Below are 18,608 nucleotides of genomic sequence, written 5' to 3' on the forward strand. Positions count from 1 at the left end.
TCAGGCTTAAGCAGTCCGTCTGCCATTGCCAGTTACTTCTTTTTTGTTGCCAACAGGTAGGGCTGCATATTCATCAGATCGTGAATGATCATACTAAAGTTTTTTGCATCCCAGGCACTGCGGCCAATAAAAAGCCCATCAATATTTGGGGTCTGGACCAATTCATGCGCATTTATATTATTTACACTCCCCCCATAGAGGATTGGAATCTTAGCGCCTGTTTCCTTTCCGTAGATCTCCTCCAGTGTTTCACGGATCACAGTGTGTTTTTCATTAGCATATGATACATCCGCAGGTATGCCTCCAACTCCTATGGCCCAGACCGGCTCATACGCGATCCAGATGTTTCCGGCCTGCTCCGGCGCAGTCCCCCACAAGCCGATTTTCAACTGAGCTCTCAATACCTCATTTTCTATTCCGAACGCTTTCTGTCCGTCAGTTTCCCCCACGCATAACAAGGGAGTAAAATTGTGACGCAGCGCTGCCAGAACTTTTTTGTTTTCTACCTCATCATCTTCACCGAATATATGCCGGCGCTCACTATGTCCAATACAGATCACCCGGACCCCCACTTCCTCTAACATGAGAGGAGAAACTTCCCCAGTAAACTGGCCCTCGTCCTCCCAACTCATATTTTGTGCGCCGAGAGTGATTGACGATACATACGCAGATCTTGAGGATGCCTCTAACGTTGTATAAGAAGGAATAACAAACAATTCCAAGCATTCCCTGTCAATATCCTGCGTAAGGCGGCCCAATTCGTCTAAAAACGCGATGGTCTGACGTGTAGTCTTATACATCTTTGTATTTGTACCGATATACAGTTTTGTTTGCATAGGGTATATCTTCTTTCTAAAAGGATTCTTTAGCGGAAATTTTCGGATTCCAAATTCGTGATTACCTTTATCTTCGGTGTAGAAGGTCCATCAATAAAATCAAGCAAAAGCCATTCCCTTAAAATTGTTTTGGCAAGCTCCGGCCCAATAACACGAGCCCCAAAACAAATCACATTGCTGTTATTACTAAGAATGGAACGCCGGGCAGAAAAAATATCATGTCCCACTGCTGCGCGGATTCCTTTAAATTTATTGGCCGTCATACACATGCCGATTCCCGTACCGCAGATTAGTACTCCACGTTTTTCATAACCGCTGTCAATGATCTTATCGCATACAGCTTTCGCAGTCAGGGCATAAGGTGTCTGGTCCGCCCCGTTTAAAACCCCCATATCCTCTACCAGGATCCCCAACTCCTCAATCGAGCGCTTCAACCCTTCTTTCATAGTCACAGCCGCATTATCGCATCCTATGACAACAGAATTCGTCATATCAATAACCTCCATTTTTATGTACTTATAGAATCCTCTTGCTCTACAAACTCCCGCATGGACCGAATGATGACCCACACCGAGGTAGCCCCGGCATCCTGATGACCAATGGAACGCTCCATTAATGATTTAGCCCGTCCATACTTTGCCTGATATTTTTTTGTATCCTCCATTCCCTGTTTGGCAGACTTTTCTGCTGCCTGAAGCATTGGCAGCAATCCATCTGCGTAACTCCTGTTCATGGCATTCACTGCAGGCTGCAGTGCATCTACCATGGTTTTATCCCCCATCTGCGCCTTTCCTCTTTCCTGGATCACTTCAAGACTTTTCTTCATCATCAGGAACAGATCTTCTGCCGTAAGTTCAGCCGCAGGACCGGCATTCTTAGATCCTTCCAGATAAAGGCTTCCAAAAATAACACCTGATGCCCCTCCCATGCTCATCAACATGGTTTTCCCAGCCAATGCAAACAGATCATAGGCATTCCCACTGTCTGCAAAAACCGACATCTTATCTTTTACCTTCTGCATTCCAAGAGTCATTCCAATCCCATGATCCCCATCGCCGATGGCGCTGTCTATCTCTGTTAAGAATGCTTTATTTTCAATTATTTTATCAGCTATGTAAATAATCATTTTACGAACATTTGACTCATCCAGCCTAGTCAGCATCTGTTCATCTCTCCTCTCTGGAATAATAAGGGCTGTGGCAAGGATAATCATAATATTTCTTCAGCTCCTCATCCAATTTCAACACAGAGATTGAGAAACCTCCCATCTCCATACAGGTACAATAATTGTTAATGTCCGCGTCATGTATATTTATTCCATCCAGATCTAGCAGGCTCTTTACTTTGCGAAAAACAATGCTCATCTCCATAATCGTGGTGGATCCCAGTCCATTGATCAGTACGCAAATCTCATCTCCTGCTGTTAATGGTATATCCTTTGTTAAATTCCAATACATTACCTGTGCCAGTTCATCTGCGGAACACATTTTGGCGCGCTGGATTCCAGGTTCCCCATGAATTCCCATGCCATATTCAATCTCGTCCTCCGCCAGTTGGAATGTTGGCTTTTCGGCACCAGGAATTTGTCCCGGACTGGTGGCAACCCCGATGGTACGAAGCTCTGACCTGGCCTTTTGTACAATCCGGACAACTTCATCCAGCGGAAGCCCTGCATCACAAGCAGCTCCAGCTATCTTGATCATGAATACGTTACCAGCAATTCCCCTGCGGTCCTCCATCCGGTCAGGAGGTGCAGAAGCGCAGTCATCCCATGTTCGTATGTGGGCAGTTTTGAGACCCTCTTCCTGAAGCATCTCCTCTGCTATATCAAAGTTCAGATTATCACCTGAATAGTTCCCGTAAAGAAAAAGGATTCCCTTTCCAGTATGTACAGCCTGCCCCACTTCCATAATAGTCCCTGGATCAGGGGAGGCAAACACGTTCCCGCAGGCAGCCGCATCTGCCAGCCCCCGGCCAACAAACCCGGCGAACATAGGATCATGTCCGCTCCCACCCCCGATCACCAACGCAACCTTACCCGATCTGCGTTGCTTATAAAGCACACCGTTCACATGATCCATTTTCTCATAATAACGGTTATGGGCTGCAACAAATCCTTCCATCATCTCAACCACAACGTCATCTGCTTGATTGACAATTTTTTTGGGCATTCTGCTTTTTCCTCCATATTTTGTTTTTGTGCGTTTTTTGTTTTATTTTCTGTTCTTTTTATTAGATTAACGCATAAATCAATCATTGTCAATGTTTTATTTCCTTTTTATATTAATATTGTTCAAAATATAAAATATTTTTAATGATTTATGTGCATTATGACATAAACATTTTATATTTATATGCCAAATCAATCATTTACTGTTTCTATTTTGTATTTTTTGTTCGTTTATGCTCAAATAAATCACATCGAAATAAATGGGATTTATTTACAAATGCGGCCTAAATTTTGCTTTAAATTATTTTGCTCCATATCTATGTGGCAATCTACATAAATAATAAACACTTTATACACAACAAACATTTTAGCTATAAAGTCAAACATTTTAGATTGACATTCTTATTCTCATTGTATAAGATGAAGGGAGGGTGATTATATTCGCTTAAATGAATTCAAGAAATTTACCATAGAGAAAGAGGTAATTATGGAAAAGAAGAGACAGCGGCTTTCTAAAATAGTGGATATCCTTCGCAGTCAGGGCACTATGACTGTACGTGATTTGTCTGAATCCCTGAATGTTTCCCTTATGACAATCCGCCGCGATCTGGATGAACTTCAGGTAGATGGTATTGTAGAACGGTCTTATGGAAAAGCATCGCTGTGCAAGAATACACCACATGGACTTTATGAAAATATTGAGCATATTTACAGTTTATCATGGGCCAGCGTTTCAATGGATGAGCAAAAAAGCCGCATTGCAAAGTATGCAGCCAGCCTGATTGAACCAGGAGAGGTCATTATATTGGATAACGGTTCAACCACGGACCGGATCGCTGATCACATTCCCTATGGTATTGAATTAACGGTTGCCTGTTATAACCTGAATATTTTAGTCAAACTGGCTAACCGTGAAAAAATGAACATAATTTTTGCCGGAGGATACTTTCATCCCAGCGATCAGATGTTCGAGTCTACAGAAAATATTAACTTTCTCGAAACCATCAGGGCACATAAATTATTCTTGTCCGCATCCGGCGTACATACATCTTTAGGGATGACCTGTGCGCATGACTTTGAGGTGGCTGTAAAACAAACGGTCCTAAAGTCTGCCCTCAAAAAGATACTGGTAGCTGATTCCAGTAAATTCGGAACTGTAAAAACTGTTTACTTTGAAAAAATGGATGTATTGGACATGATTATTACAGATACTGGCCTTTCCAGTGAATGGGCCGAGATCATTCGGGAAAAGGGAATTGAACTGGTAATGGTTTAAGGATATAGACAAACAGCCGGCTGTCACCAGCCGGCCGTCTGCCCATACCCATACCTAATCTTCTATAATCTCATATCTGAACCAGTCAAAATCCGCATGGTTCTTTGACTTTTCGTGACCGGACGAAGCATACATTCCCAGGTATGTGCCCACATATCCATCGGCCACCAAAGTGCTCAAGATGGAGCCGTCAGCGCCCAGGACCACCACCCTTTTGTCCCGTTCCTTTGAACCGCAGTAAAAATCATAGCGCCCTTCGCTGCCTTCTACAAACAGATAGACTCTGCCTGAACCAATCTCGGAGCATCCGATCAGCTCCCTGGTTCCGTTAACCACACGGTAACAGCTGATCCTGGGTTTTCCCCTGTGGATTTCCTTTACCAGGAGGAAAGAAAAACGTTCATTCTGGGTCAGGACCAGCCCAGCCTCCTCACCGTCCCTCAATGGTTCAAACTCCATGGCGAGCGCTGCCTGGAAATTATAATGCTGCTGCCGCCGCACAAGCATGGCCGGAGTTTCCATATCCTCCAGCTTTACCGGCAGCAGTTCCATTCTCAGATATCCGGGCCGCTGGGTCAGATCATGAAACGGAGTTTGTACAGGACGCCTCATGCACCAGATCATGTCCAGGGATTCATCCTCAAAATTGTCCACCCTGCTGTGGAGAGGCGGACGGTTGTAGGAAAGGCCCGGCCTTCTCTCCTCCAGGTTCACCATCCCATTATGGTTGTCCACCAGAGGCCACCCGTCATAGTCCCAGGCAATGGGGACCATAAACACCTCCCGCCCCAGATTAAACTGCGCATTCCTGTTGCGGTCAGGGGTACGGATCCATTTCCTTGGCTGGTACCGCTCATAATCATCGATTTCCTGCTCATAGGGCCTGATCCCCAGCAGGAGCATATACCACTCCCCCTCCTGCGTCTGAACCAGATCCCCATGCCCAGTCACCGCAACCCCCAGGTCATTGATCAGGCGCAGGCCCCGGTTGGTTACAATGGGATTTCTGGGACACGGCTCATAGGGTCCGAACAAACTCTTACTACGGCAGATATTTACGCAGTGGTTTGTCTGCGTGCCTCCGCAGGCTGTCATCAGATAGTACATGCCCTGGACATGATAAATGTGGGGAGCTTCCATGAACAGGCTGTGATCCACATTTCCATCATATATGATATGGCGTCTGCCAATGAACTGAAAGGTATTCCGGTCCAGCTCGCACAGATAGATCATCTTGTGGGTGGGGTATTTTAGATCTTCAGGTATCATGTTGCCGCAATACCAGATCCTGCCCTCCTCATCAAAATACAGGGATGGGTCGATCCCGTCCGCGCCTTTGATAATCACCGCATCGGACCACTCCCCGGCAGGATCCTTACTTGTAAGGATAAAATTATACCGGTAAGTCCTGCCCTGGACGTCCAGGGTATTCACAATATAAAACATGCCCTTATGGTATCTTATGGTGGCTGCCCACAGACCTTCTGAACTGTCACAGTTTCTGTAGTCCAGCTGGCTTGGCCTTGATATAGCGTTGCCGATCTGCTCCCAGTGCACCAGATCCCTGCTTTTAAACACCGGAAGCCCCGGAAAATAGGAGAAGGAGGACGTAACCATATAATAATCATCCCCTACCCTGCACACAGACGGATCCGGGTATCCTCCCTTGATAATTGGATTGCGAAATGTATCATTTTTCATAACTGCACCTCTAACCATCACTCCTTAACTGCACCTGCCGTCATACCGGCGATCAGGTATTTCTGCATAACTGTAAAAACCGCCAATGTGGGTACGCTGGAAATCATGGCAGCGCACATCAGGTAGTTCCACTGGATCTTGTACGCGTCAGCCATGGTGCTGATCGCGTAGGTGATCGTCTTTTTCTCATCAGCCGACATTAGCACGGATGCAAACATATACTCGTTCCAGTTCTGTAAAAACGCATAGATGACCGTTGCCACCAGCCCGGGAAGGGCAATGGGCATGATAATCCTATAAAATGTATGGAACGCACTGCTTCCATCCACCCTTGCGGCCTCATCCAGTCCGGTGGGGATACTCTTAAAATATCCGTACATCATCCAGGTACAAAACGGAATGCTGAAGGAAGCGTACACGATCAGCAGACCGGTGCGGGTGTTATTTAAGTGCAGGGAAACCAGGATCTTATAATAGGGAATGATCTTCATCACTGCCGGAAACATCTGGGTGACCAGCAGAAAGCTGAGCAGCAGGGCCTTGCCCTTAAATTCATATCTGGACAGTCCGTATCCGCACAGAGCCGCGCATACAACGCCGAATATGGTGGATCCCCCCACGGCTATGGCACTGTTTTTAATGTATGTGGCAATGGGATATTCTTTCCATATATTTACAAAGTTTTCCAGGGTGGGGCCTGACGGAAACAACTTCAGGCCCCTGGAAAGGGTAATATCCGTCATGGATTTAAGGGATGTAATCACCATCCATGACAATGGGAGCAGCACCAGAAGGCAGCCTGTAATAAGGACCACGTACCCCAGCAGCAATACAAGTCTGTTCTTATTTGTTCTAGTCATCGCGCAGCAACCTCCTGAAAACAACTCCTATAAGGTAACATATCACAAGAATATATACTGACTGGGCCGAGGCAAAGCCGTATTTGAAGTAGGAAAACGCATTTTTGTAAATCTCAATGGCCGACACCATGGTGGAACTTCCCGGCCCTCCGGACGTCATGAGCCAGATCATGGTAAACTGCTTAAACACCCACACCGTATCCAGGATCAGGATAGTGGTCAGGATCGGCTTTAAAGCCGGAACCGTTATATAGCAGAACCGCTGCCATGCATTGGCACCATCTATTTTGGCCGCCTCATACATGTCCGTTGAGATGGTCTGGATTCCCGCCAGTATCTGCACCATAACAAGGGGATACCCCTTCCAGATGCTCACCAGGATCACACAGGGAAATGCGGTTGCCGAAGTGGTAAGCCACCCCACCGGTTCAGATACAATATTAAAATGCATCAGCAGCTCATTGAGGATCCCTCCCTGGGTGTTCAGGATCCATTTGTACAGGTACGCAATGACCACGTCCGGGAACAGCCAGGGCAGTATCAGGATCCCCCTCAAAAGGGTGCGCATCTTAATATCCATGTTGAGGAAGGATGCGAATATAAATCCCAATACAAAGTGGCCTCCAACCACGGTCACTGTAAACACCAGGGTCTTCCACAGGCTGTGCAGGAATGAGGAATCTGTCAATGCCTGGATATAATACTTAAAGCCCACAAAGTTCCATTTATTGACCAGGTTGGTATCAAAAAAACTGATGTAAATGCCGTACATGATAGGGTATAGGACCAACAGAACTATGGTCAGTGTGGCCGGTGTGATAAAGCCATATGGAACCAGCGCCGACTTAAGCTTATTCCGGCTCATCCCTTGCAATTTTCCTTTCAAACCCTTACCTCCTAATTGCTGTATGACGTTGCAACCTCTTCCGCCTTGGCTGCAGCGGCAGCAACCGCATCATCAATGGACACATTTTCTGAAACAACGGTCTGCCAGCACTCGCCGCATATATCCCTCAGCTCAGCAAGACCTGCAAATGCAGGATAGATCACCGCACTGTCAGAGGCTTCCGCAAAACCGGCATATGCCTCATCCTTTTCACAGATCGCCGTCAATGCGTCATTGACAACCGGCAGACGGCAGGTGGCTTCGTTCCAGGTTACACTATTTTCAACGCTTGTCATATATTTCAGGAAATCCGCTGCTACTTCCGGATTCTTGCAGGTGCTGCTGACCGTCATACCCACGCTGGAAAATGAAGTCACAGGGTCAACTCCTTCAGCTGTTGGCATTGGGAAACTTCCCATCTTACCCCGCATCTCAGGATTGGCGTTGTAAATTCCTCCCAATACATTGGATGCGCTGAAAAACATACAAGCCTGGTCAGCCGCTATCATTGTGTAAGCCTCAGAATAACCGGTCTCGATCAGTCCCGGAGGTGTTACTCCCTGGTTTGCAGCCATATTGACAAAGGATGTCATTGCATTTTTAAACTCCGGTGTTCCAAAGCCCGATGTAAAGGTACCATCCCCATTGTCAGTAACAAAGTCACAGCCGTAGGTCAGGGCAAATGTCTGGAACCTGGACTCGGCGGAATCATTTCTGGTTCCTGCAAAGGCACAGCCATACCGGTCGGTTTTGCCGTCCCCGTCCAGATCCTCCGTCAGAGCCTTGGCTGCCTCAAGGAACTGCTCCCATGTCTTTGGTATCTCAATTCCTTTTTCCTCAAACAGGTCTTTTCTGTATACCATGGCCGTAATGTTATTCTGCCATGGCATATAAACCAGTGTGCCGTCCACTGTTGCATTTTCAACAGCCGCAGGCATGAGGCCATTTAAGTATTCCTCACCCAGAAGCTGGTCCATATTGCTGACGCTCATTCCCATCTCCAGACAATTAGCGGAATACGCCTCTGTCATGGTGAAGATATCAGGAAGGGTCCCCGCCGTGGCCTGAGTGATCAGTGTGGTATACAGATCATTCATGGAACACTCCACCGGTGTCAGCTTGACGTTTGGATACATGGCCATATAATCATCCATCACACCTCTTAAATAGGGTCCCCCGTCAGAATCCCCAAGGGAGGTGATCATCACATCCAGAGAGACATCTCCTGCCCCCGCCACATCAAAGGTGCTGTTATAGTTCTTTTCTACAGCAGGCGCTGAATCTGCGGCAGCCGCTGTATCTGCGGCCGTTGTATCCGCCGCGTTCCCCTCTTCTGCCTTTGCAGCGGTGGTGCCTGCCCCCGTTGTGCTCTGCGTTCCTGATCCCCCGCAGCCCCCCAGCATGCTTACAGCCATAACCGCTGCTGCCACAGTACGCATTAACCTTCTCTTTTTCATAAAATACTTCCTCCTTTTTTGATTTGTACATATTTATGATTTTTTTTATTTAGTACACTTGCATTTTGTATGTTTTTATTATATAAATATGTATATTGAAAAGCAACTTAATTAAAATAAATATCTCTTTAGTTTTTCTAAAGTTCATTGTGTATTTTTTCCATATTTTAATTTTAGAGGAAGGGGGTTTTTGTTATAGAAAGTAAACTGATCGAATATATCATAACCATTGCCAAGCATAAAAGCATCTCAAAAGCCGCAGACGAGTTATATCTGACCCAATCCGCCCTGAACCAGCAGCTGCTGAAATTGGAGACAGAACTGGGCGCTCCCCTGTTTGTCCGCACAAGGAATCACTGGGAGCTTACTGAGATCGGGAAACTCTACGTGGAACGCTCCCAGCAGATCCTCCAGATAAAAAAGCAGACCTACAACCAGATCCAGGATATGGCAAAAAAATGGACTGGCACCATCACCATTGGGCTGACACCAGAGAGAGGGATACAGATGTTTACAGCTATTTATCCCATCATCCATGCCAAGTATCCGGAAACTATTTTCCAGCCCATTGAAGCAAATGTGGATACACAGGTTAAAATGATGGATTCCAAGGAAATGGATATCAGCTTCCAGACCATTTTCGAGAGAAAGTATAAGCATCTGGTGTACGAAACTATTTTCTATGAGCCCTTTTACCTGTGTATCCCCAAAACCCACCCCCTGGCTTACAAGGAGAAAACAGAACCGGACCAATATCCTGAGATATCCCTGTCTCTTTTTAAAAACGAACTGTTCACCCTGGTCAAAAAATCCTCCACCATGCGTGTTGTCATTGACCAGCTTTTTAAAAAGTCGGGTTTTGAACCAAATCTTCTCTTTGAATCCACCAGCATGAGAACCATGCTCCGGCTGACTGAAAACAGCCAGTGCTGCTCCATCATCCCCAGATATTACGCCCTGCCCAACAGCCATGTTTCCTACTTTTCCCTGGGACCTGACGCCAGCTGGGAACTGGCCGCCGTCCACGCCCGGAACCACTATATCAACAATGCTGCCAAAGACTTTATACGGATGGCTGTCACCTATTGGCGGGCCCACCCATACAGCGACTAATGCAGATCCATTGAAAGAGGAACATAAGCTTGCCGGAAACGCCGGGGCTTTTCCGCTGAAGATACCGGCAGCCTGCCGGAGGAAAGCAAAAGAAGAACGCTTCCAGGTGTCTATACCTGAATGCGTTCTTCTTTTTTATAATACGGGACTTATTCACAGCCCCTTTATACCTTAATCTGCCGCTGGATCTCACGCGGCCGGCCGATGGAATTTCTTTTATACTTCTTCATCCTCATCCACATCAGCCATATCATCCAATGCCAGGACTTCTTCCGCCACATTGTCCTCTGTGAGATTCATCTCATTCTCATCCTCAGAGGCCAGGACCAGCTCATCCTCATCGGAAAGCATAATCTCATCGGAAAGCATCTCATCCGTGTCCAGCTTCACATTGCGGTAACGCTTCATGCCCGTACCTGCCGGGATCGGCTTGCCGATGATAACATTTTCCTTTAATCCGATCAGATGATCCACCTTTCCGTTGATGGCCGCCTCGGTCAGAACCTTGGTAGTCTCCTGGAAGGATGCTGCTGAAAGGAAGGAATCTGTTGCCAGGGATGCCTTGGTGATACCAAGCATTACCTGTCTTCCGTCCGCCGGTTTCTTGCCATCGGCGATCAATGCTTCGTTCATCTCGTTATAATCAAGCACATCCATGGATACGCCGGGCAGAACATCGCTGTCGCCGCTCTCCTCGATCTTGATCTTCTTTAACATCTGATGAACGATCATCTCAATATGCTTATCATTGATCTCCACGCCCTGGAGACGGTAAACGCGCTGTACTTCCTGAAGCATATAATCCTGAACCGCACGCACGCCCTTGATCTTCAGGATATCGTGTGGATTGATACTGCCTTCCGTCAGCTCATCGCCTGCTTCCAGCACCTGGCCGTCCAGCACCTTGATCCTGGAGCCGTAAGGGATCAGATAGGTTTTGGAATTTCCTGTCTCGTTGTCCGTTACAGTAATCTCCCTCTTCTTCTTGGTATCCTTGATCTGTACCACGCCGCCAAACTCAGTGATGATGGCAAGACCCTTTGGCTTACGGGCCTCAAAAAGCTCCTCCACACGGGGAAGACCCTGTGTGATATCGCCGCCGGCCACGCCGCCCGTATGGAACGTACGCATGGTCAGCTGCGTACCAGGCTCACCGATGGACTGTGCCGCAATGATTCCGACTGCCTCGCCCACCTGTACAGGCTGGCCGGTAGCCATGTTGGCGCCGTAACACTTGGCGCACACACCCACGTGGGACTTACAGCTTAAGACTGTACGGATCTTGATTGTCTTTCGGCCGGTCTTGTTCAGCACCTTCATAACAGCTGCCGCACGCTTTGGTGTACACATATGGTTAGCCTTGACCACAACCTCTCCTGTGTCAGGATCCGTAATGGTCTCAGCAATATAACGTCCTGTGATCCTCTCTTCCAAGTCCTCGATCATCTCGTTGCCGTCCATGAAAGCCTTGATCTCCATAAACGGGATATCCCTGCCCTCACAGCAGTCCACTTCACGGATGATCAGATCCTGAGAAACATCTACCAGACGCCTTGTCAGGTAACCGGAGTCAGCCGTACGCAGAGCCGTATCGGACAGACCTTTACGCGCTCCATGGGCGGAGATGAAGTACTCCAGTACGTCCAGACCTTCACGGAAATTGGACTTGATGGGAAGCTCGATGGTGTGTCCCGTTGTATCCGCCATCAGTCCACGCATACCTGCCAGCTGTTTGATCTGCTTATCAGAACCACGGGCGCCGGAGTCAGCCATCATGTAGATGTTGTTGTACTTATCCAGCCCGGTCAGCAGGTCATGGGTCAGCTGATCATCGGTGGTTTTCCAGGTCTCAATTACCTCTTTATAGCGCTCCTCCTCGGTGATCAGTCCGCGGCGGTAGTTCTTGGCAATACGGTCAACGGTTGCCTGCGCTTCCTCGATCAGCCTCGGCTTGCTCTCAGGCACGGTCATATCGGAAATGGAAACCGTCATGGCTGCCCTGGTGGAATACTTGTAACCGATAGCCTTGATATCGTCCAGTGTCACGGCTGTCTGGGTAGCGCCATGGACATTGATAACCTTTTCAAGAATCTGCTTCAACTGCTTCTTGGCCACATGGAAGTCTACTTCCAGCTTTAACTCATTCTCCGGGATGCTTCTGTCCACAAAGCCCAGATCCTGAGGAATGATTTCATTGAAAATAAAACGTCCGATGGTGGATTCAATCACACCGGTTTTCACAGTACCGTCCGCCATGGTCTTGTTGACCCTTACCTTGACGCGTGAATGCAGGGTTGCCTCCTGGTTCTCATAAGCCAGGATCGCCTCATTGACGCTCTTGAAAACCATGCCCTCACCCTTTGCGCCGGGACGCTCCTGGGTCAGATAGTAGATACCGAGTACCATATCCTGTGAAGGAACGGCAACAGGGCCGCCGTCTGAAGGCTTTAACAGGTTGTTAGGGCTTAAGAGCAGGAAGCGGCATTCTGCCTGTGCCTCTACGGACAACGGCAGATGGACAGCCATCTGGTCGCCGTCAAAGTCGGCGTTAAACGCAGTACACACAAGAGGATGAAGCTTGATCGCCTTGCCCTCTACCAGAATCGGCTCAAATGCCTGGATTCCCAGTCTATGGAGCGTAGGGGCACGGTTCAGCATAACAGGGTGCTCTTTGATAACATCCTCCAGCACATCCCATACTTCTGACTGCAGTCTCTCCACCATCTTCTTGGCGTTCTTTATATTGTGGGCGGTTCCGTTGGAAACCAGCTCCTTCATAACAAAGGGCTTAAACAGCTCGATAGCCATCTCCTTGGGAAGACCGCACTGGTAGATCTTCAGTTCAGGTCCTACTACGATAACAGAACGTCCGGAGTAGTCAACACGCTTGCCCAGAAGGTTCTGGCGGAAACGTCCCTGCTTACCCTTTAACATATCGGAAAGGGACTTGAGTGCACGGTTGCCCGGGCCGGTAACAGGTCTGCCGCGGCGGCCGTTGTCGATCAGGGCATCCACAGCCTCCTGGAGCATACGCTTCTCGTTGCGGACAATGATATCCGGAGCGCCCAGTTCCAGCAGTCTTGCAAGACGGTTGTTCCTGTTGATGATCCTTCTGTATAAGTCGTTAAGGTCAGAGGTGGCAAAACGTCCGCCGTCCAGCTGTACCATGGGACGGATATCAGGCGGGATCACAGGGATCACATCCATGATCATCCACTCGGGACGGTTGCCGGAGTTTAAGAATGCCTCCACCACTTCCAGCCTCTTGATGATCCTTGCACGCTTCTGGCCCGTGGAATCCGCCAGGGCCTTGCGCAGGTCCAGAGAATCCTTTTCCAGGTTAATGCTCCTTAACAGTTCCTGCACGGCCTCAGCGCCCATTCCCACACGGAAACCGCCGGTGCCGCCGTACTTCTCCACCTCTTCCCGGTACTCCTTCTCAGACAGTACCTGCTTATACTGCAGGCTGGTGGAACCGGCATCCAATACAATATAGGAGGCAAAATACAGCACCTTCTCCAGTGTTCTGGGGGAGATGTCCAGGATCAGGCCCATACGGCTGGGAATTCCCTTAAAATACCAGATATGGGATACGGGAGCGGCCAGCTTGATGTGGCCCATGCGCTCTCTACGGACACTTGCCTTTGTCACTTCCACGCCGCATCGGTCGCAGATAACACCTTTATAACGAATCTTCTTGTATTTACCACAATGACACTCCCAGTCCTTACTAGGCCCGAAGATCCTCTCACAGAACAGGCCGTCTTTCTCCGGCTTTAACGTTCTGTAGTTAATGGTCTCCGGCTTTTTGACCTCGCCGTGGGACCACTCCAGGATCTTATCAGGGGAGGCCAGACCAATCTTAATGGCATCAAATGTCATTGGATGATAAGTTTCATTAGTTTCTGGCATGAGCATTTACTCCCTTCTATTCTTCGTCTTCATCGTCAGCAGAATCATCCAGGAAGATCTCCTCATCATCTGCCTCCTCGATATAATCATCGGCTGCCTCTTCTTCGTCCACAGTCACCAGTTCGTTGTTCTTGAACTCCTGTTCCTGGTAGCCCAATTCAGCATAAGGCTCCTCTGAAGGTGCAAAACGGCGGTCGCCTTCCAGCATGGCGCGAAGCTCTGTATCGCCGTAATCGATATTCTCGGCCATCTCAACTTCCGTGCCGTCATCGCGCAGAACCTGAACATCCAGTCCAAGGGACTGCATTTCCTTAAGGAGAACCTTAAAGGACTCAGGCACGCCCGGTTCAGGGATGTTCTCGCCCTTAATAATGGCTTCATAGGTCTTCACACGGCCTACCACGTCATCCGACTTCACAGTCATGATCTCCTGCAGGGTGTAGGAAGCGCCATATGCCTCCAGAGCCCAAACCTCCATCTCTCCGAAACGCTGTCCGCCGAACTGTGCTTTGCCGCCCAGTGGCTGCTGTGTTACCAGGGAGTATGGGCCGGTTGAACGGGCATGGATCTTATCATCAACCAGATGGTGCAGTTTCAGATAATGCATGTGTCCGATGGTAACGGCTCCGTCAAAGAACTCGCCGGTACGTCCATCGCGCAGGCGCACTTTACCATCCCGGCTGATGGGGACACCCTTCCACAGTTCGCGGTGCTCCAGATGGGAGCCAAGGTAGTCCATAACCTCGGGTTTAATAAGGTCTTTATATTTTGCCTCAAAGTCTTCCCATGTCATATTTACATAATCGCTGGAAAGCTCCAGGGTATCCTGAATATCATTCTCGTTTGCTCCGTCAAAGATAGGCGTGGACACGTTAAAGCCCAATGCCTTGGCAGCAAGGCTTAAGTGGATCTCCAGCACCTGTCCGATGTTCATACGTGAAGGCACGCCAAGAGGATTCAGCACAATGTCCAGAGGACGGCCATTGGGCAGGAATGGCATATCTTCCACAGGAAGCACGCGGGAAACAACACCCTTGTTGCCGTGACGTCCGGCCATCTTATCACCAACGGAAATCTTACGCTTCTGGGCAATATAGATTCTCACGGTTTCGTTCACGCCAGGGGAAAGCTCGTCTCCGTTCTCCCTTGTAAACACCTTTGCGTCCACAATGATGCCGTAGGCACCATGGGGCACCTTTAAGGAAGTATCCCTTACTTCCCTTGCCTTCTCACCGAAGATGGCACGAAGCAGCCTTTCCTCAGCGGTCAGTTCCGTCTCTCCCTTGGGAGTAACCTTACCTACCAGGATATCTCCTGCGCGCACCTCAGCGCCGATACGGATAATACCGCGCTCATCCAGATCCTTTAACGCATCCTCGCCCACGCCGGGAACATCACGTGTGATCTCTTCCGGTCCCAGCTTGGTGTCACGGGCCTCTGCCTCGTACTCCTCAATGTGGACCGATGTATATACGTCTTCCTGGACCAGACGCTCAGAGAGAAGAACCGCATCCTCGTAGTTGTATCCTTCCCAGGTCATGAATCCGATCAGCGGGTTCTTGCCAAGGGCGATCTCGCCGTTGGATGTGGATGGGCCATCGGCAATTACCTCCCCAACCTCCACGTGGTCGTTCTTATAAACGATCGGCTTCTGGTTGTAGCAGTTGCTCTGGTTGCTTCTCTTAAACTTGGTCAGATGGTATACATCACGGTTGCCGTCCTTATCCCTCTTGATGATGATCTCGTTGGATGCGGAACGTTCAACCACACCGGCATTCTTTGCAACCACGCAAACGCCGGAGTCAACAGCTGCCTTTGCCTCAATACCGGTTCCTACTGCAGGCGCTTCCGTGGTCAGAAGGGGCACTGCCTGACGCTGCATGTTGGATCCCATCAGGGCGCGGTTAGCATCATCGTTCTCCAGGAAAGGAATCATGGCCGTAGCCACGGAGAATACCATTTTCGGAGAAACGTCCATCAGGTCAATGGACTTTTTCTGGAACTCGGATGTCTCTGTACGGAAACGTCCGGATACATTATTATGGATAAAATGCCCCTCGTCATCCAGTGCCTCATTCGCCTGGGCAACCACGAAGTTATCCTCCTCGTCAGCTGTCAGGTACACCACCTCGTCCGTAACCCTGGGGTTATTCGGATCCGTGCTCTTATCCACCACACGGTAAGGCGCTTCGATAAAGCCGTACTGGTTCACCCTTGCATAGGTTGCCAGTGAGTTGATCAGACCAATGTTGGGACCCTCAGGCGTCTCAATGGGGCACATACGTCCGTAATGGGTGTAGTGTACATCTCGCACCTCAAATCCGGCACGGTCCCTTGACAGACCGCCAGGGCCCAGGGCGGAGAGACGGCGCTTATGGGTCAGCTCAGCCAGAGGGTTATTCTGATCCATGAACTGGGACAGCTGGGAACTTCCGAAGAACTCCTTAACCGCCGCGGTCACGGGTTTGATATTGATCAGGGACTGGGGCGTAATACCGTCCATATCCTGGGTTGTCATACGTTCCCTTACCACACGCTCCATACGGGACAGACCGATGCGGTACTGGTTCTGAAGCAGTTCGCCCACGGCGCGGATCCGCCGGTTGCCCAAATGGTCGATATCATCTGCGTTTCCCACTTGCTGCTCAAGGTGCATATTATAGTTAATGGAAGCAAGAATATCTTCCTTTGTGATATGCTTTGGGATCAGGTCATGGATATTCCTGCGGATCGCTTCTTTCAGCTCCTGGGGATCGGTGCCAGCTTCTTCCAGAATAGAAGAAAGTGCAGGGTAGTATACTAATTCCGTGACCCCCACCTCTTCAGGATCAAAGGGCACATAGGAGGAGAGTTCCACCATCATGTTGGATAAAACCTTCTGCTTCCTGTCAGGTCCGTCAACCCAGACATAAGGAACAGCGGCATTCTGGATCTGCATGGCAAAATCCTTGTTAAGCTTGGTTCCGGCCTCTGCCAGGATCTCACCTGTGGAAGTATCCACCACATCCTCTGCAAGCACCTGTCCGTTCAGACGGTACTTGAAGGAAAGCTTCTTATTAAATTTATATCTTCCCACTTTGGCCAGATCATATCTTCTGGGATCAAAGAACATACTGTTAAGCAAACTTTCCGCACTGTCAACAGATAATGGCTCACCGGGACGAATCTTCTTGTATAGTTCCAGCAGACCATCCTGGTAATTATCGGATGTATCCTTTCCAAAGCTGGCTAATAACTTAGGCTCTTCACCAAAGAGCTCCAGAATCTCCGCATTGGTACCGAATCCCAGGGCACGGATCAGAACAGTCACTGGTACCTTACGGGTTCTGTCTACACGTACATAGAACACGTCATTGGAATCTGTCTCATATTCCAGCCATGCACCACGGTTGGGGATGACAGTACAGGTATACAGTTCCTTACCTACCTTATCATGGCCAATACCGTAGTAGATACCAGGGGAACGTACCAGCTGGCTGACGATAACACGCTCAGCACCGTTGATCACAAAGGAACCGGTATCTGTCATCAAAGGCAGGTCGCCCATGAATATCTCGTGTTCGTTCATTTCATCTTTATCTTTATTGTACAGTCTTACCTTTACCTTTAGTGGTGCGGCGTAAGTTGCATCCCGTTCTTTACACTCTTCGATGGTATATTTAATATCATCCTTACACAATGTAAAGTCAACGAATTCCAGACTTAAATGTCCTGCGAAGTCTGCTATCGGAGAGATATCATCAAAAGCTTCCCTGAGTCCTTCGGCTAAGAACCACTGGTAGGAGTCTTTTTGAATCTCAATCAGGTTTGGCATCTCAAGCACTTCTTTCTGTCTTGAGTAGCTCATTCTTACGCTTTTCCCGGCCGGTACCGGACGTATTCTGCTTTTCTCCATTGACGTTTCACCCCTGTTTTCTAATTTGGTTCGTAATATTTTTATTCCGTTTGTTATTGATACAATCTTCACTGAAATCCAGTGCTGCCGCGGGGGATGATCCCTCCGGGAGGCAGTAACATTGCGCCGAACAAAACAAAATATCACTGTCGTTCTCTGTGATTGGGCGGAGGGCATCTTACCAAAGGGCGCAAAAAGCCCACCTCACCACAATAGTGCACACTCCATAATAACACAGCCCTGTCAAGGTGTCAAGCATTTTTTACTTGCTTTTTGCCGGTGAAAATGATATACTATTAAAGAATGTCCCCTGGGGTTGTGGAATAATTAACAGGTGTACCAGAGCATGCCAGAAAAATATTTGTGCCTGTCTGACTGCTCCGCTTGCAAGGGCGGAGACTGCTGATCCGATATGAGAAGATGAGCAGCCAGACAGGTGCAATGATGTTTCAAGCAGGCTCCAACGGGGGGAATGACAATATATTTACAGTTTGGAGGTATA

The 18,608-nt window shown here is 48.6% G+C and carries 12 protein-coding genes; 2 read left to right on the forward strand and 10 right to left on the reverse strand.

Annotated elements, in window-relative coordinates; genetic code table 11:
• Positions 1-32: 32 nt before the first annotated feature.
• Genes HMPREF9469_RS21200 through HMPREF9469_RS33035 form a run of 4 tightly spaced genes read right to left on the reverse strand, consistent with a single transcriptional unit; the run spans position 33 to position 3,007 of the window.
• The gene (locus HMPREF9469_RS21200) at positions 33-836 is read right to left on the reverse strand and encodes a triose-phosphate isomerase family protein (protein ID WP_007866560.1); all 804 of its coding nucleotides are present in this window, start codon (positions 834-836) and stop codon (positions 33-35) included.
• A 29-nt stretch (positions 837-865) separates the two neighbouring features.
• Positions 866-1,327 carry an RpiB/LacA/LacB family sugar-phosphate isomerase gene (locus tag HMPREF9469_RS21205; RefSeq protein WP_007866561.1) on the reverse strand — a complete coding sequence of 154 codons (462 nt, stop codon included), beginning with the start codon at positions 1,325-1,327 and terminating at the stop codon, positions 866-868.
• A 17-nt stretch (positions 1,328-1,344) separates the two neighbouring features.
• Complete coding sequence (dhaL, locus tag HMPREF9469_RS33030) at positions 1,345-1,998, reverse strand: dihydroxyacetone kinase subunit DhaL (protein WP_007866563.1); 654 nt, start codon at positions 1,996-1,998, stop codon at positions 1,345-1,347.
• A gap of 4 nt (positions 1,999-2,002) precedes the next feature.
• Positions 2,003-3,007: a dihydroxyacetone kinase subunit DhaK gene (locus HMPREF9469_RS33035; protein ID WP_007866564.1), complete on the reverse strand. Its 1,005-nt coding sequence runs from the start codon at positions 3,005-3,007 to the stop codon at positions 2,003-2,005.
• A 486-nt stretch (positions 3,008-3,493) separates the two neighbouring features.
• Between HMPREF9469_RS33035 and HMPREF9469_RS21220 the strand changes: the two genes are divergently transcribed.
• A complete protein-coding gene (locus tag HMPREF9469_RS21220; protein ID WP_007866565.1) occupies positions 3,494-4,282 on the forward strand; it encodes a DeoR/GlpR family DNA-binding transcription regulator in 789 nt (262 codons plus the stop codon).
• 54 nt (positions 4,283-4,336) lie between these two features.
• On the opposite strand, the gene HMPREF9469_RS21225 is transcribed toward HMPREF9469_RS21220, so the two are convergent.
• From HMPREF9469_RS21225 to HMPREF9469_RS21240, 4 genes are read right to left on the reverse strand one after another with little or no spacing between them, the layout of a single operon-like run.
• Complete coding sequence (locus HMPREF9469_RS21225) at positions 4,337-5,983, reverse strand: glycoside hydrolase family 43 protein (RefSeq protein WP_007866566.1); 1,647 nt, start codon at positions 5,981-5,983, stop codon at positions 4,337-4,339.
• A gap of 17 nt (positions 5,984-6,000) precedes the next feature.
• Positions 6,001-6,843 carry a carbohydrate ABC transporter permease gene (locus HMPREF9469_RS21230; RefSeq protein WP_007866567.1) on the reverse strand — a complete coding sequence of 281 codons (843 nt, stop codon included), beginning with the start codon at positions 6,841-6,843 and terminating at the stop codon, positions 6,001-6,003.
• Positions 6,836-7,729, reverse strand: coding sequence for a carbohydrate ABC transporter permease (locus HMPREF9469_RS31475; protein ID WP_007866568.1), 894 nt, complete (start codon positions 7,727-7,729; stop codon positions 6,836-6,838). Before HMPREF9469_RS31475 ends, HMPREF9469_RS21230 begins: the two co-directional genes overlap by 8 nt.
• Before the next feature lie 11 nt (positions 7,730-7,740).
• Positions 7,741-9,186 carry an ABC transporter substrate-binding protein gene (locus tag HMPREF9469_RS21240; protein WP_007866569.1) on the reverse strand — a complete coding sequence of 482 codons (1,446 nt, stop codon included), beginning with the start codon at positions 9,184-9,186 and terminating at the stop codon, positions 7,741-7,743.
• A 219-nt stretch (positions 9,187-9,405) separates the two neighbouring features.
• Here HMPREF9469_RS21240 and HMPREF9469_RS21245 point away from each other — a divergent pair, with 219 nt between their 5' ends.
• A complete protein-coding gene (locus HMPREF9469_RS21245) occupies positions 9,406-10,299 on the forward strand; it encodes a LysR family transcriptional regulator (RefSeq protein WP_270279512.1) in 894 nt (297 codons plus the stop codon).
• Positions 10,300-10,515: 216 nt separating this feature from the next.
• Here HMPREF9469_RS21245 and rpoC read toward each other — a convergent pair whose 3' ends face one another.
• Positions 10,516-14,217 carry a DNA-directed RNA polymerase subunit beta' gene (gene rpoC, locus HMPREF9469_RS21250; protein ID WP_007866571.1) on the reverse strand — a complete coding sequence of 1,234 codons (3,702 nt, stop codon included), beginning with the start codon at positions 14,215-14,217 and terminating at the stop codon, positions 10,516-10,518.
• A 10-nt stretch (positions 14,218-14,227) separates the two neighbouring features.
• Complete coding sequence (rpoB, locus tag HMPREF9469_RS21255; protein ID WP_007866572.1) at positions 14,228-18,106, reverse strand: DNA-directed RNA polymerase subunit beta; 3,879 nt, start codon at positions 18,104-18,106, stop codon at positions 14,228-14,230.
• Positions 18,107-18,608: the final 502 nt, after the last annotated feature.

The organism is [Clostridium] citroniae WAL-17108 (assembly GCF_000233455.1).
Lineage (GTDB): Bacteria > Bacillota > Clostridia > Lachnospirales > Lachnospiraceae > Enterocloster > Enterocloster citroniae.

Coding starts and splice junctions, on each gene's coding strand:
- dhaL (WP_007866563.1), bottom strand. CDS start 1,998: ATGCTGACTAGGCTGGATGAGTCAAATGTTCGTAAAATGATTATTTAC.
- HMPREF9469_RS21200 (WP_007866560.1), bottom strand. CDS start 836: ATGCAAACAAAACTGTATATCGGTACAAATACAAAGATGTATAAGACT.
- HMPREF9469_RS21220 (WP_007866565.1), top strand. CDS start 3,494: ATGGAAAAGAAGAGACAGCGGCTTTCTAAAATAGTGGATATCCTTCGC.
- HMPREF9469_RS33035 (WP_007866564.1), bottom strand. CDS start 3,007: ATGCCCAAAAAAATTGTCAATCAAGCAGATGACGTTGTGGTTGAGATG.
- HMPREF9469_RS21205 (WP_007866561.1), bottom strand. CDS start 1,327: ATGACGAATTCTGTTGTCATAGGATGCGATAATGCGGCTGTGACTATG.
- HMPREF9469_RS21240 (WP_007866569.1), bottom strand. CDS start 9,186: ATGAAAAAGAGAAGGTTAATGCGTACTGTGGCAGCAGCGGTTATGGCT.
- HMPREF9469_RS21230 (WP_007866567.1), bottom strand. CDS start 6,843: ATGACTAGAACAAATAAGAACAGACTTGTATTGCTGCTGGGGTACGTG.
- rpoC (WP_007866571.1), bottom strand. CDS start 14,217: ATGCTCATGCCAGAAACTAATGAAACTTATCATCCAATGACATTTGAT.
- HMPREF9469_RS21225 (WP_007866566.1), bottom strand. CDS start 5,983: ATGAAAAATGATACATTTCGCAATCCAATTATCAAGGGAGGATACCCG.
- rpoB (WP_007866572.1), bottom strand. CDS start 18,106: ATGGAGAAAAGCAGAATACGTCCGGTACCGGCCGGGAAAAGCGTAAGA.